Source organism: Pseudoalteromonas sp. MEBiC 03485 (assembly GCF_004195145.1).
In the GTDB taxonomy this organism is placed as follows: domain Bacteria; phylum Pseudomonadota; class Gammaproteobacteria; order Enterobacterales; family Alteromonadaceae; genus Pseudoalteromonas; species Pseudoalteromonas apostichopi.
On the sequence record NZ_SGBT01000001.1, the window covers coordinates 3,433,788 to 3,448,120 of the forward strand.

Here is a 14,333-nt window from a genome sequence, read left to right on the forward strand (position 1 = left end):
TTTTATTGCCGGATGGTATTACAATGCCCCTGAGTGCTTCACATTTAAATAGGTGTTAAGCACATGCGGTAGTAGCTGCTCAGGGTTACAGTCTATGGCTATCACCCCTTGTTTTTTAAGCTTAGCCATATTGGCTTTGTGTGAATTTAATAGCGCTAATGCTGCACAATAGCTGGTTGCATCTTCGTACTTTTCTATAGGCTCTTCGAGTACTTCATTCACTGCACGATTGTTAATATTAATAAGTGCGACTAAGTGATGCTTTTGTAATAGCTTAATTGCAGGCATTAATTCATCAATACTTTGCTCATCGAGCGTGGTGACTAATAACACTAGAGAGCGTTTACTGCGCTTGGCAATTAATTGGTTCACAGCCACTAAATAGTCACTACTGCTTTTATCTGGGTATAGATCATAAAAGTGATTCATCACCCTTGATACATTTTGTGCGCCTTTTACATCGGGTAACCAACGCAGATTTTGGTTAAAGCTTTGCATGCTAAACCAGTCACCTTGCTTTAAAACCGTGTGTGACAGCAATAATAATGCATTTAAAGCATGATCAAAGTGACTGCCTTTATTGGCTTCTATGGCCATTTTTTTAGAGGCGTCTAGCATCACTATGACGTGTTGGTTTTGTTCTTCTTGATACTCACGAGAAATGAGTTTTCGACGCTTACTAGTCGCCTGCCAATCAATCTGCCTGACGCTATCACCTTGGCGATATTCACGTAACTGCTGAAACTCAATACCATCACCGCGCTTTTTAGTGAGTTTTAAACCTGAAATTGGCTTATTCACCACCCCATTTAAATGCTGCTTTGAAGTAACACGGCTAAAATCTGGGTAAACCTTTAATTGGATAGCTTGAGCAGTTAACCAGTTTGTTTGCCAAAGGCCCAGTGGTGACCCAACTCTAAGCTCAATCGCACTAATCTCTGCATCGCCTCGTTTGTGAGCACGTAAATTAAAGCTCTGCTTAGCTTGTTGCATCGCATCAATAAACACAGTTTGCTGTGGTTTTTGCAGCTCAATCGCATTACTTAAATGAACACTGACATCTAACATAGTCGCATGCTTAGCTTTATTTTTAATAACTACATTTAATGCTTGGCGTCGATATAAGGCCATGTTGAGATTAGTTTGTGCACTCACTTCAAGTAAAGGCTCTGACTTCGCTGCCATATAATCTACAAATACCACCAATAAGGGCACTAATAACAAGGCCGTTAGCACTAAGCTGTCAACCGATGCAATAGCACAGACAAGCAACAATAACAGCAGCAAAGCTGTTAATTGTACTAAGCGTTTTGCAGGTCTATGCTTGATGCGATTCATGAGCGCGGCGCTTCAACACTGGCTAAAATGGCACTGATCACTTCATCAAATGATACCCCTTCAAGCTCCAGATCAGCGGATAAAATTAAACGGTGCCTTAAAATATTCACTGACACTGACTTCACGTCATCTGGGGTTACAAAGTCACGGCCATTCATCAATGCCATTACTTTTGCAGCTTTAATGATGTTAATTGAGGCCCGTAACCCTGCGCCGTGCAGCACACCCTGCCAAGTTCGTGAACTTCGCACAATATCAACAGCATAATTAAGTATTTGTTCGTCCACTAAGATATCTGCACAAAGCTGTTTAATTTCAGCAATACGCTTAGCATCCAATACTGCAGGGAGCTGCTCTACTTTGGTTTCATTAGAAACTATTTGTGTATTCAGTTTTAAAAGCTCAACTTCCGATTCATGTGAAGGAAAACCAAGCTCGACCTTCATCATAAAGCGGTCTAATTCAGCCTCTGGCAGTGGGTAAGTCCCTTCTTGATCTAACGGGTTTTGAGTAGCGAGTACCATAAACGGTGAATCAATAGATAATGACTCACCATCAATGGTGATTTGTTGCTCTTGCATTACCTCAAGTAGTGCTGATTGCGTTTTAGCTGGTGCACGGTTAATTTCATCAGCCAGCAAAATATTAGTAAATGCTGGGCCTTTTTTGATATTAAATTCACCTGATTTCATATCATACAAACTATGACCAACAACATCTGACGGCATTAGATCCGGCGTAAACTGCACTCGCGAGAAATCTACATTTAAGCTCTTTGCTAGGGCTCTAACCAGTAGCGTTTTACCAAGTCCAGGAACCCCTTCAAGTAACACATGACCACCCGCAAATAGAACGGTAAGTACATCTTCAACAATGGCATCTTGACCAACTAACACACGTGAAATGTTATGCTTTACTTGTTTTACTGCATCAGCTGCCTCAATTAAGCTCATGCGATTAGTATCCAATTCCGTGCTCATAAGGCATTCCTTAATTGTTTGAATCGTTTTATATATTCTGTTCGTTGTTCTTTTGACTCAGGCAACTTGCTAGCAAGTAACTGAGCCACATGTTGTTTTTCAAAATGAGTTAAATTAGCGATGATCTGCGCCTGTTTTTCAGCACTGAGCATTTTAAAGTTAGGCACTCGCGACTCTACTTTGGCGTAAAAATCTTTTTCTAGTGCGGTAAATAATACGGCTTCGTGACCATGCTCTGTATAGAAATTTGCTACTGCACGAATATGCTGATTAAAGCTGGTTTTTATATCGAATTCAGGAGTATAAGAGCGGCCAATGCGACTACTTATATGCCACACTGCAAGCACAATTAATAACAGCAACGTCACCACAAATTGCCAGCTCCAGTGCCATAATTTGGCAAACCAATTTGGGTAAGTTAGGTAAGGTACATAAGTGACTTTATCAGCTCCTTTACTTAGCCAAAGTAATAAGCTGCCATGATCAAGATGGCGAAGTCGGTAATTGGTAAAAGGTAACAGTGACGGCATAACGATGACCCGACCTTGACCAAATGCAAAGTCACACATCAGGGTGTCACTATTTTCACTATTGGTGCTAACACCGGGGCAATTTTCTATATAAAACGCGCGACTTAACTCAAGATCGAGCTGAGTGTTTTCATCGATAGATAGCGTACTGTTTTTATTCCCTTCTTTAAGCATCGCAAAGTCATATTCAAAGACATCTTCTTGGCTTTGCACATTGATGCCAAGCTGACTAAAAAACACCGTGTTATCAATCGCCAGTTCATCGCGTTGCCTATTTAATACATAAATTAAACGCCCGCCATCAGCGACCCAATCAGCAAGTTGTACATCTAACTGGTAAGAATCAGCAAGCACTGCTTCATCCAAAATTAAGATACTTTGCGGGTCTATGTTTAACTCATCACTTTGTACTTGTTCTACCAAGCGCTTATTCTTCTGCCAATCGATGCCATTGGCTTTGAGTAGTCGTTGAGCCATCGTGAAATTGTCTTTTGCCACATCACTATGAAAACCAATTTCGATTTCTTTTTTCTGCCAATCTAAAGAAGCAATACCAGCAATAGCAAATATGCTAAACACCACTAGCGCCGCAATCAGCACATATTTAAGCTTCACGGGCTTGCTCCTTAGTCTCTGCTGTCATTGCTGTAATTTGCTCAGTCAGCTCGATAAAGTCGATATCAGGGGTTTTATGGCCCCAAGCAACTGTGACCCATGCAGAAAATAAGCGGGCAAAAATCGCTTGCCCTTGGCTAGGTACCTTTGCATCAATTGCACCTTTACATTCGCGCTCAGTCATCGAGCGGTGCAAGCGAACTTCATGTCGCTGCTGCGCCCAAGTCAGCGCATGATGAAGCAAGTACGCTAGCGCCAAGCGATGCTGACCTTGCTCAAAGCATTGCTTTGCAGCGGCAATTAAATCAGTAGGTAAATCTTTACTTTTAATTTCTGCAAATAAGGTCGGGATCACCGACTCTTCATTCACTTTACTACGCTCAGGCAAGCTTAAATTGGCAAAAAAACCGCGCTTTTGCATCAGGTAATAAACTAGCCAAATGACTAATAAACCTACCAATACCCAAACCAACATACCAAACATCTGACCAATGGCTGTAAACACATCGATAAGCCACGACCAATCACTATCTGATGAACTCGCTTTCGCTTCAATATTTGGCAGCCAGGTAGTCTCAGTTTCAATGACATTAGGCTCATTATAAAGAGCTGTAACTTGCTCTTTTACCGCTTGCTTATCGATTTGCTCTGCATAGCTAGTTGATGGTTGCAGCGTGAACGTTGTAAGTATAAGTAGTGCTACAGCACTGACTACGCCTGCAAGGCGGGTACGAATGTTTTTGAATGCGAGCTCTATATCCCAGCCCTCAAGTTCAACACGGCGATGTAAATAAGCAAGGAAACCGCCAGTGACGAAAAGCGGCGCCACTAAGGAAATACTAAGGATGTATATAAAATTAAACGCTATCTCAACCCAGATTGGCGCTTCGAAAATTTGATACATGGCTTCTTGTGCTGAAAATGAATGGGGCACAAGTGCAATTGTCAGCGCAGAAATCCCCATTAATAAGATAAACTCAAAATGCACACAAAATAGCATCCACAACGTTTGCTTTGGCTTCGTTGAGGCAAATAAAACCTGCTTGCGCTTTGTTTTTCGCTCGCCTGATAGCCGCTCAAGTTGCTCAACGGGCGCTAAAAATGCTCTATTTGGGCTAAGCCTGAAAATGGTTAAATGCGCTAGCATATCGGCAACTTTTAACTGTTTAAGTGACTTTAAGCTACTACTTATTTTGACCGGTTGATTGAATACCGCCTTTGACATGTAATCGAGTAAAGGTCGTTCAAATACAGGTTTAAGCCACCAAACAACAAATCCGCCTATGCCCCAATTTAATAAAAAGCCGACAATTAAAAATACTGGAACAGCCATCATCAAATACAAAGTGATCAGCGCCACAATATGCTGCTTAACTAACAACACAGTTAAATCAAAGGTCTCGTAAGCACTGCGCTTGCGGGGTGTGAAGCTAAGACGATTAAGCTCCATAGCGCATTCCCTTGTACAAACGGAAAATGACATAACACCAACAGCCGCTGCCAACTATATATTTAATTTCGTAAGCAATATCACGAGGTGACCAAAACGCTTCAATAAAAGCAGCAATTACTAACATTAAAAAAGCACCAACAATGAGCGGAAGTGCCTTTTGTGCAGCCTGTTTCATTGCATATGCACGGGTATACTGCCCAGGGCTTAATATGCCGTAACCAATCTGACATCCTGCAGCTGAGGCAATGATGATAGCAGTCAACTCAAACGAGCCATGAGTGATAACAAACGAAAAAAATGGCCCTTCAAAACCTACATTAACAATATGAGCAGCAACTGCACCAAAGTAAAAACTATTAAATAATAGGAAAAAAGCAGCGCCAACACAGAACAGCACACCACCTGCAAACATCTGAAATGCAATTCCTATGTTATTGTAAATGTAGACACCGAACATCATTAAGTCTTGCGGTGCACCGCGCTCAGCCGATTGAACGCTGCCACTGGGGTTATACATTTGTTCGATATTAAGCACTGTGCCTTGCCCTAAAAATGTATAAACGGCATCAGGGTCAATTGTCACCCAAATAAAAGCGATAAGGGCCAATCCCCAAAACGCGATTAAGTTTACAGCCAGCATTAAACGGTTTTCATACAGTGCGCGTGGAAATGCAGTTCGCGCCACATGCCATATTTCAGAGAATTGATTGCTTCGAGACAAATAAAGGCGCTTTTGCCCTAACTGCACAAGCCTATTTATTTGCTCAATCAACACAGGGCTGTATTGACGACTTTGGGCAATGGCTAAATCATTACAAACTTTGCGATATAAATTAGGAAAATTAACAGGTAAAGACTCAGCATTATTTTGCTCACAAAGGGCTTCGAACTCATCCCAACTTACGCTATTTGATTTTACAAATTGAGTTTGCTTCATTGTTTACCCTCCTGCTGCGGGTAATCGTTATCGTGTTGAACTTGCCCAGCGAAGTGGCGTGCGTAACTAACGAGCTGCGCTTCAATCTCGTGCTCTGCTGTAGAAAACGGTGCAGCTAAAATAGCTGCCAACTCACGACGCCTTGCATCAGATAATTCATCATGGCGCTCAGCAAAAGCAAGTACAGCTAATTGCTCTTCGGTAGTTAAGCTAATTGAAGGAATATGCACTTCACCTTGAGCTATTTCAGGCCGCTCTGCGAACTCATCGTCGTAAATAACCATGGTGCCTGCCGCCCAATCACCAATGCGTTTAAAGCGGTTGTTAAACAACATAACTACAAGGCCCAAAAAATAGCCTATCGGTAGCATATCTGCGGGGCGTAGCAAGTTACGCACAACTATTTGCGAAAAGCTCGCTGGTAAGCCATTGTCTTGCACAACACGAATATTAAGTCGTTTTTTACCTGGGGTTTGGCCACTTTCCATTTCAAACAGGATGTTATAGCCCCATGAAATTAAAAAGTAAGCAATTAATATAAGTCCTTGCCCTGCATCGCCAAAAAAGGCAAGTACAGTGCCTACAGCAAGTAAAACCAAACTACGGATAATAAAATCGATGGTGTAGGCATAGCTTCGGGCGACAACACCTGCTGGAGTGATAGCGATATTAACGCCTTCGGGGAGTTTGATGTATTCTCTGTTTTCCAATCCGTGGTTCAACATTAATCTACTACTGGTATTTATTGTTGTTTTCGTAAGCCAATAATAATGCGCGTTTTTAGTCCCTTTTTCAATGCATTTTGTTATAAGCGCGTTACAAATAAAACAAAAAAACCGGCTAAAAGCCGGTTTTTGAAGAGCCACAAAGTTATTTTTCTGCGCGGCCCATAAACTTATGTTCAACCGTGTTGATACGAATGCGATCGCCTGTAGAAATATGCTCAGGTACCTGAATCGTTAAACCGGTTGTCAAACGTGCAGGCTTTGAACGTGCACTTGCTGATGCACCCTTAATTGAAGGATCGGTTTCTTCAACAACAAGCTCAACACTTGATGGCAAATCTAGGCCAACCGGAGCGCCATCGATTACAATTACGTGAAGACCTTGAGTTTCTTCATTTACGAATAAAATCTCTTCGCTAATCGCTTCTTTATTTAAGTTATAAGGCGTGTAGTCTTCATTATCCATGAATACATACTCTTCACCGTCAATGTAAGAGAACATTGCTTCACGACGAATTAGATCCGCTAGTTTTAGCATGTCGCTGTCTTTGAATGTTTCATCAACTTTACCACCAGTTACCACATCGTATAAACGCATACGGTATAAACTGCCACCAGCACGACCTTGTGGTACAGAACGTTGAATATCTTTAACTACTAAAACACGGCCGTTATGCTCGATAGCGGCGCCTTTTTTAACTTCACTTGCCTTAGGCATGGGTGTATTCCTATCGTTTTTTGTTGACAGAAATTTACCACGTAATGGCTATTGTTCAATAAAAATTTGCAGTTTTAACTCACAGCCGTTATTTATTCGATTTTTCAGCAAATTATAATATTAGTTGTCTCAAAACTAAGAAAAAGCTGCTATGTTTATAACTACGAAAAATGACTTCAAGGATTGGATCATGAATCAACACACAGTACACGAATATTTAATGAAAAAGCCATTGGTGATGATCACCCAACCATTTGGCCAAGATGTCGACGTTTACAAGGTGAATCATAAAATGTTTGCCACCCTTGCTGAGGGCAAAGAAGGCCAAACAGACGATGAAGGTAATCTTGTATGGTGGCTAAATCTGAAATGCGAGCCAGATGAAGCCCAAGCATTGCGTGATATTTTCCCGTCGGTGATCCCGGGTTATCACATGAACAAACGTTTATGGAATACGGTTATTTTAGATGGTACCGTACCACAAGGAGAGATTGAGCGGATGATTGATAATTCGTTTGATTTAGTGGTTGCGAATATGCCAGAAAAAGACAGAAAAGCGATTGAGCTTCATCTGTAAAATTGCGCACTGATCACGCTCTGTGATCAGTGCAACCTAAATAAAAATGATGATCGGTATACAAAACACCGCCAATAGCATACGCATCTAGCTGCTTATCGACTAACTGAAAACCACATTTCTCAAGTACTTTTTCTGAACCGATATTACCTTCGGTGACAACCGCTTTAAATTCCCGCACAGCATGTTCTGATTTGGCGTAATCAAGCACTGCTTGCAAAGACTCTGTGGCATAGCCACGACCATGAAAATTAGGCAGCAGCAAATAACCGACTTCTTGACTATCAGGCACTGTTGATGAAGTAAACCCAGTTACACCCACCTCTTTACCTGTACTGGTTTCAACAATAACTAAGCACAGTGGTGAATTCGAATTTGGCTGCCAAGGCTTTAAGCGTTCATTAAACTTAGCTCGTAGCTGCGCCTCTGAGGGCTTATCGAAGCATTTCTCTATCACTTGGGCATCATTATGCAAAGTATAAAACAATGGCCAGTCATCGGCATTTAACAGCCGTAGTGTTAATCGCGAAGTGGTGAGAGTCATGGTGATTAATCGCTTAGTAAATAAACCTAGTTATAACAAACTGATTTCGAGAATTAAATACCACTTATGGCCAATATATAAGTAAAAAGCCCCGCTCAATAAGCAGGGCTTTTAAAATTAACTAATTAATTTAAAGAATTAGCTTTTAGTCGTTTCTGTATTAGCTTCTTCTGACGCTTGCTCGTCTTCAACCACTTCTTTGGTTACTTCAACCGGATCGACAGGCGTAGCTTCAGCTATTGCCAGCTCTTCGCTTTCTGCTTGGTAAAAACGCCCCCCCTTTTCAGCCATTGCTTTTAACGTATCGCAAGGTGTGAAAATAGGGTTGTAGTTAGCAAAAGTCGCCATTTCTGAGCTCACTTGTGCTGCACCCAGTTTATCCATATAGCTAAATGGACCGCCTAAGAATGGTGGGAAACCGATACCAAAAATAGCACCAATATCACCGTCACGCGGGCTTGCAATAATGCCATCATCTAAACAGCGTACCGCTTCGTTAAGCATTTGCGCAACACAACGTTTAGCAATTTCGCTCTTGTTTAAACGAGGTGATGGCGTAACACCAAGTAGCTCGTATACTGACTCATCCACTTTTTTATCTTTCTTGTCGTAAAGGTAAAAACCACGGCCAGTCTTACGACCTAAACGCTTAGAATCGATTAAGCGATTAAAGGCGTCAGGTGCTTTAAAGCGCTCGCCCAACTCTTTTTCAAGGATTGGCGCAATTTTAGAACCTATATCAATCCCTACTTCATCAAGTAACGCTAAAGGCCCTACCGGGAAACCAAACTCAACCAATGCTTGGTCAATCTTTTCAATTGGCTCACCTGCAAGCAGTAAATTAGCCGCTTCATTAACATAAGGCGCTAAGATACGGTTTACATAAAAACCAGCCATGTCTTTAACCACAATCGGGGTTTTACCTTGCTTACGGGCAAAGTTAACAACGCGTGCGATAGTTTCTTCAGACGTACCGGCGTGTGGAATGATCTCAACAAGTGGCATCTTTTCAACTGGAGAGAAGTAATGCAGACCAATTACATTTTCTGGGCGTGCTGCATCAGCAGCGATTTGTGCAATCGGTAATGATGAGGTATTACTTGCAAAAATAGTGTTGTCTTGGCATTCACGTTCAACATCAGCCACCATACCTTGCTTTAAAGCAAGATCTTCAAACACTGCTTCGATAACGATATCAATGTGTTTAAAGCCGCTGTAATCGGTTGTACCGGTAATGCGGTTCATGGTTTGTTGTAAATCAGCTTTAGATAAAATACGACGCTTTTGCTTTTTATCTAAAATCTTATAGCTGTAGTTCATTGCATTGCTGATGCCCTTTTCAGCCACATCTTTAATGCGCACTGGAACACCCGCTTTTACAGCACTAACATGGGCAATACCCGCGCCCATGAGGCCGCCACCTAATACTGCCGCTTTAGCGACTGCTGGTGCATCATCATTACGCCACTCTTTTTTCATTTCAGTGGTTGCAAAGAAAATACCGCGCAATGCTTTTGACTCATCACTCATTACCAGCGTGGCAAAGCCTTCTGCTTCAGTTTTGTATGCTTTTAACTGATCAAGCTCAACACTTGCACGAACCGCTTTAATAATGGCTAAAGGTGCTGGGTAGTGACCGCCTGTTTTCTTCAGCACGTTTTCTTGTGCTTTTTTGAAAATAATATTGCGACCAAATGGGTTTGACTCAAGTAATTGACTCAAACGGTCTAGCTTAGGTTTAGTAGCCTTCGCCTTACCTTTCAGAGCAAACTCTTTAGCAACGTCAAGTAATACACTGTGTGGTACACAGTCATTTACTAAGCCTGTTTTCTTCGCTTGCTTAGCACGCACTTGCTTACCTGTAAGCATCCACTCAAGTGCTTTTTGCAAGCCAACTAATTTTGGTAAACGTTGAGTACCGCCACCACCAGGTAATAAGCCTAACTGTACTTCTGGCAAACCAAGCTTAGTGATATCGCTGTCAGAACACACTCGATAATCACATGCTAAAGCAAACTCTAAACCACCGCCTAACGCTGCACCATGAATAGCACTTACTGTTGGGAAAGGTAGCTTTTTCATATCGAAAAAGGCTTGTTGGCACATTTCGCTTAACGCTAATGCATCTTCACGGCTATTCGCGCTATCAAGCATTTTAATATCAGCACCAGCGATAAAGTTATCGCTTTTACCACTAATAAATACCATACCTTTTACAGCTTGCGCTTGTGCGTCTTTGAGTAAGGTTTTTAAATCTTCTGCAAAACTGCTGCGCAGGGTGTTCATTTTCTCACCCGGCACATCAATGGTTACAACGGCTACGCCGTCATCAGCCACTGATAAACTAAATACTGAATCTGTCATTACGCACTCTCCAATACAAAGGCTGCGCCTAAGCCACCCGCTGCACACGCAGTCGTAAGCGCTAAGCCGCCACCGCGACGATTAAGTTCATTTAAGCTTTGCGTGATCAGGCGTGCACCTGTTGCCGCAAATGGGTGACCGTATGCTAGTGAGCCACCTAATACATTGAACTTGTCCATGTTAATTTCGCCGATCGCTTTACTGCGACCAAGCTTTTCTTGTGCAAATTTGTCTGACGCAAACATCTTCATATTAGCCAGTGTTTGCGCTGCAAATGCTTCGTGCATTTCGATTAAATCTAAATCTGCTAATGTAATACCTGCACGGTCAAGAGCAATTGGCGTAGAGTGAGCCGGACCCATTAGCATGTCCTCATGGACACCGATTGCCGAGAAAGCAAAGCTACGTACATAACCTAAGATATTGTAACCCAATGCTTTTGCTTTACTTTCACTCATCATTAATACCGCAGCAGCACCATCAGTTAGTGGCGTAGCATTAGCGGCTGTAACAGAACCGTGTTGACGGTCAAATACTGGTTTTAATTTCGCATAGCCTTCAACAGTCGAGTTATGGCGAATGTTATTATCTTGCTCAATAAAACTCTTATAAGGCGCTACATGCGCAGTCATCACTTCGTCTTTAAGTTTGCCATCAGCCCATGCTTGGCTTGCAAGAGTATGAGAACGATGTGCTAAAGCATCTTGGTCTTCACGGCTAATACTATGCGTTTTAGCCATTTGCTCTGCCGTTTGACCCATAGATAAGCCTGTAGAGTACTCAGCTACCGCTGGTGGCACAGGAAGTAAATCTTTTAGACGTAGTTTTGAGAAAATCTTTAATCGCTGACCAAGCGTGCGTGCTTTGTTTAAATCAACAAGGCTACCCGCTAATTTTTTGCTGACACCAATAGGTAATACAGACGATGAGTCAGCACCACCAGCGATACCCACTTGCACTGAGCCTGCCATAATTGACTCGGCTACGTTAGCAATGGCTTGGAAACTTGTCGCACACGCACGCGAAACAGAATAAGCATCAACAGAAACAGGCATGCCCGTACCTAATACGATTTCACGGGCAATATTTGGGGCTTCTGGCATTTGCACTACTTGACCAAATACAAGTTGATCAATTTCAGATTTATTAAAGTTAAGTCGTTCAAGCATTTCGTTGACAACTAACTTACCCATATCAAGGGCTGGTACATGATGAAATGCTGTGGCTTGCTTTGCGAATGGCGTTCGCAGGCCGCTAACGATAGCGATACGATCGCCTTTTGCTGTTTTAAGTATATTTTGCTCAGACATTTATGCTCTCCCGCTGACAGGTCTGACCTGTTTGTTTTTCCTGATTCTAAAACAACCCGTGTACGAATGCCAATATTAAGTTTTCAACCATAGGCTTTTTTTGGCCTATTTACAAAAAAACACTGTATTTATATGGTAGGCTAAAAATCCTTAAAAAATAACGAACTATTTGAGGATTTTGTGTCTAACACTTGTGTTATAACTTTTGAATCCTTATAACTTGTTAATAGCGCCCCACCACGGTACCGCGTAAAGAATTTATCGGTACTGAATATAACGCATTGGCGCATAACAAAAACAATTTTTGACTCACGCTTTTAGGACAGTCTTTTTATTATGGCAGTTAACGCATTTTCACAATTAAAATCATACTTAGACACGCAAATTATCGGCCAACCACAATTAACCCAAGCACTGTTAATCGCGATTTTGGCAGATGGCCATTTATTAGTAGAAGGCCCTCCGGGTCTTGCAAAAACCCGTGCAGTCAATGCCTTAGCAAAAGGGGTTGAAGGTAGCTTCCAACGTGTTCAGTTTACCCCAGACTTATTACCTGCGGATGTCACAGGTACCGATATATATCGTCAGCAAACCAGTGAATTTGTATTTGAAAAAGGACCGTTATTTCATAACCTAATTTTGGCTGACGAAATTAACCGTGCCCCTGCTAAAGTACAATCTGCGCTACTCGAAGCCATGGCTGAACGCCAAGTAACGGTTGGTAAAAACACTTATCCACTGTCTGATCTATTTATGGTTATGGCAACCCAAAACCCGCTAGAGCAAGAAGGCACTTACCCACTACCAGAAGCACAGCTTGACCGCTTTTTATTGCATTTGAGCATTGATTACCCGGGTGCTGAACACGAATTAGATATCCTACGCCTAACCCGTGGCGAGGCTATTTCTGATAAGCAAGCAGAGACACAACAAATTAGTCAAAGTGAACTTTTTGCTGCGCGTAAAGCTATTTTAGGCTTGTACTTAGCTGAGCCACTTGAAAAGTACCTAGTGCAATTAATTGTTGCAACCCGTGAAGCTTCAGAGCTTGATGAGCAACTTGGCCGCTGGATTGAATATGGCGCAAGCCCGCGTGCAACCATTGCCCTTGATAAATGCGCACGAGCTCATGCTTGGCTTGAAGGCCGTGATTTTGTAGCCCCAGATGATATCCAAGCGGTGCTGCATAATGTGTTACGTCACCGTATCATTTTAAGCTACGAAGCGCAGGCCGATGGCATCAGTAAAGATGACGTGATCAGCCGTATTTTAGAATTGGTAGCAGTGCCATAAGCTATGTCGAGCCAATTTGATACAGCGGCGTGGTTAGCAACGAGCCATAGTCAAGGCGTCAATTTATCACTCAAAGAGTTGATGTATTACAAAGCCAAAGCTCGTTTACTAGAACTTGCGCCCAAAGTAAAAATCAAAAACAGTTTAGCTGGGCAATACCTTGCGCCACATAAAGGTCGCGGGATGGAGTTTGCTGAAGTGCGTCATTATCAAGCTGGTGATGACATACGCTCTATCGACTGGCGTGTTACCGCCCGTACAGGCGAAACCCACACTAAACTGTTTCAAGAAGAAAAAGAACGCCCTGTTTTTGTATTTACCGACTTTTCTAACTCGATGCTGTTTGGCTCAAAGTTACTGTTAAAATCGGTGCAAGCAGCGCATATTAGCGCATTAGTTGCTTGGTCGGCGTGTCAAAGAGGTGACCGCATTGGTGGTCTGGTGTTTAATCAACATAGTCATCACGAATTAAAGCCTACGTCACGCGAAAAGGCGGTGTTAAAGCTCTGTCACAACTTATGTGATATTCACAACCAAGCGCTCAATAATATCGACAAAACAGCCAACAGCCTATTTAGTGAAAACCTAAAACGCCTTAACCATTTGGCTAAACCCGGTAGCCTAGTTTATATCGTTTCTGATTTTAGTGCCCTTGATGAAGCGAGCTTTAAACAACTTGAAATGCTGAGCAGACACTGTGAGTTGGTTGGTTGCCATATTAGTGACCCATTTGAACATCAGTTACCTGCTTTTAAACAAACAGTAACTGTGTCGGCAAATGGACAAGATCTTGCTTTACCATTAATGGACAAGCAATTTCGCGAGCGCTTCGCTAAATCTGCTGAAGAGTCTTTTTCTAATAGGTTAAAGCGCCTACAAAAATCTGGGCTTAGTTTAATTTCATTCAGTGCAGCCACTCCACTTGAGCTGCAATTAGTGAGAAAGTAAC

13 protein-coding genes are annotated in these 14,333 nt (G+C 42.2%); 3 read left to right on the forward strand and 10 right to left on the reverse strand.

All coding sequences use genetic code 11. The features are described 5' to 3' along the window. Positions 1–18: 18 nt before the first annotated feature. From EVU92_RS15750 to yeiP, 7 genes are all read right to left on the reverse strand, one after another. Positions 19–1,338, reverse strand: coding sequence for a DUF58 domain-containing protein (locus tag EVU92_RS15750; protein WP_130052011.1), 1,320 nt, complete (start codon positions 1,336–1,338; stop codon positions 19–21). Next, positions 1,335–2,318 carry a MoxR family ATPase gene (locus EVU92_RS15755; RefSeq protein WP_130052012.1) on the reverse strand — a complete coding sequence of 328 codons (984 nt, stop codon included), beginning with the start codon at positions 2,316–2,318 and terminating at the stop codon, positions 1,335–1,337. The genes EVU92_RS15750 and EVU92_RS15755 overlap by 4 nt, the downstream gene beginning before the upstream one ends. Further along, the gene (locus EVU92_RS15760) at positions 2,315–3,463 is read right to left on the reverse strand and encodes a DUF4350 domain-containing protein (RefSeq protein WP_130052013.1); all 1,149 of its coding nucleotides are present in this window, start codon (positions 3,461–3,463) and stop codon (positions 2,315–2,317) included. Before EVU92_RS15760 ends, EVU92_RS15755 begins: the two co-directional genes overlap by 4 nt. Further along, on the reverse strand, positions 3,453–4,913 hold the full coding sequence (locus EVU92_RS15765; RefSeq protein ID WP_130052014.1) for a hypothetical protein: 1,461 nt from the start codon (positions 4,911–4,913) through the stop codon (positions 3,453–3,455). Before EVU92_RS15765 ends, EVU92_RS15760 begins: the two co-directional genes overlap by 11 nt. Next, positions 4,903–5,853 (reverse strand): stage II sporulation protein M, encoded by a 951-nt coding sequence (locus tag EVU92_RS15770; RefSeq protein ID WP_130052015.1) that lies wholly within the window; start codon positions 5,851–5,853, stop codon positions 4,903–4,905. The genes EVU92_RS15765 and EVU92_RS15770 overlap by 11 nt, the downstream gene beginning before the upstream one ends. Then, positions 5,850–6,578, reverse strand: coding sequence for an RDD family protein (locus EVU92_RS15775; RefSeq protein WP_130052016.1), 729 nt, complete (start codon positions 6,576–6,578; stop codon positions 5,850–5,852). Before EVU92_RS15775 ends, EVU92_RS15770 begins: the two co-directional genes overlap by 4 nt. Before the next feature lie 145 nt (positions 6,579–6,723). Then, positions 6,724–7,296, reverse strand: coding sequence for an elongation factor P-like protein YeiP (gene yeiP / locus EVU92_RS15780; RefSeq protein WP_130052017.1), 573 nt, complete (start codon positions 7,294–7,296; stop codon positions 6,724–6,726). 190 nt (positions 7,297–7,486) lie between these two features. Between yeiP and EVU92_RS15785 the strand changes: the two genes are divergently transcribed. Then, a complete protein-coding gene (locus tag EVU92_RS15785) occupies positions 7,487–7,873 on the forward strand; it encodes an MmcQ/YjbR family DNA-binding protein (protein WP_130052018.1) in 387 nt (128 codons plus the stop codon). Positions 7,874–7,886: 13 nt separating this feature from the next. Here the strand turns inward: EVU92_RS15785 and EVU92_RS15790 are convergent, their stop codons facing one another. The 3 genes from EVU92_RS15790 to fadI all read right to left on the reverse strand — a co-directional run bounded on the left by EVU92_RS15790 (position 7,887) and on the right by fadI (position 12,091). Further along, positions 7,887–8,417 (reverse strand): GNAT family N-acetyltransferase, encoded by a 531-nt coding sequence (locus EVU92_RS15790; protein ID WP_130052019.1) that lies wholly within the window; start codon positions 8,415–8,417, stop codon positions 7,887–7,889. 138 nt (positions 8,418–8,555) lie between these two features. Next, positions 8,556–10,781: a fatty acid oxidation complex subunit alpha FadJ gene (gene fadJ / locus EVU92_RS15795; RefSeq protein WP_130052020.1), complete on the reverse strand. Its 2,226-nt coding sequence runs from the start codon at positions 10,779–10,781 to the stop codon at positions 8,556–8,558. Continuing rightward, positions 10,781–12,091 (reverse strand): acetyl-CoA C-acyltransferase FadI, encoded by a 1,311-nt coding sequence (gene fadI / locus EVU92_RS15800; protein ID WP_130052021.1) that lies wholly within the window; start codon positions 12,089–12,091, stop codon positions 10,781–10,783. Before fadI ends, fadJ begins: the two co-directional genes overlap by 1 nt. A 336-nt stretch (positions 12,092–12,427) precedes the next feature. Here fadI and EVU92_RS15805 point away from each other — a divergent pair, with 336 nt between their 5' ends. Then, positions 12,428–13,384, forward strand: a complete 957-nt coding sequence (locus tag EVU92_RS15805) for a MoxR family ATPase (RefSeq protein WP_130052022.1) — start codon at positions 12,428–12,430, stop codon at positions 13,382–13,384. A 3-nt stretch (positions 13,385–13,387) separates the two neighbouring features. Next, a complete protein-coding gene (locus EVU92_RS15810) occupies positions 13,388–14,332 on the forward strand; it encodes a DUF58 domain-containing protein (RefSeq protein WP_130052023.1) in 945 nt (314 codons plus the stop codon). Position 14,333: the final 1 nt, after the last annotated feature.

Coding starts and splice junctions, on each gene's coding strand:
- EVU92_RS15790 (WP_130052019.1), bottom strand. CDS start 8,417: ATGACTCTCACCACTTCGCGATTAACACTACGGCTGTTAAATGCCGAT.
- fadJ (WP_130052020.1), bottom strand. CDS start 10,781: ATGACAGATTCAGTATTTAGTTTATCAGTGGCTGATGACGGCGTAGCC.
- EVU92_RS15770 (WP_130052015.1), bottom strand. CDS start 5,853: ATGAAGCAAACTCAATTTGTAAAATCAAATAGCGTAAGTTGGGATGAG.
- yeiP (WP_130052017.1), bottom strand. CDS start 7,296: ATGCCTAAGGCAAGTGAAGTTAAAAAAGGCGCCGCTATCGAGCATAAC.
- EVU92_RS15785 (WP_130052018.1), top strand. CDS start 7,487: ATGAATCAACACACAGTACACGAATATTTAATGAAAAAGCCATTGGTG.
- EVU92_RS15810 (WP_130052023.1), top strand. CDS start 13,388: ATGTCGAGCCAATTTGATACAGCGGCGTGGTTAGCAACGAGCCATAGT.
- EVU92_RS15765 (WP_130052014.1), bottom strand. CDS start 4,913: ATGGAGCTTAATCGTCTTAGCTTCACACCCCGCAAGCGCAGTGCTTAC.
- EVU92_RS15755 (WP_130052012.1), bottom strand. CDS start 2,318: ATGAGCACGGAATTGGATACTAATCGCATGAGCTTAATTGAGGCAGCT.
- fadI (WP_130052021.1), bottom strand. CDS start 12,091: ATGTCTGAGCAAAATATACTTAAAACAGCAAAAGGCGATCGTATCGCT.
- EVU92_RS15805 (WP_130052022.1), top strand. CDS start 12,428: ATGGCAGTTAACGCATTTTCACAATTAAAATCATACTTAGACACGCAA.
- EVU92_RS15775 (WP_130052016.1), bottom strand. CDS start 6,578: ATGTTGAACCACGGATTGGAAAACAGAGAATACATCAAACTCCCCGAA.
- EVU92_RS15750 (WP_130052011.1), bottom strand. CDS start 1,338: ATGAATCGCATCAAGCATAGACCTGCAAAACGCTTAGTACAATTAACA.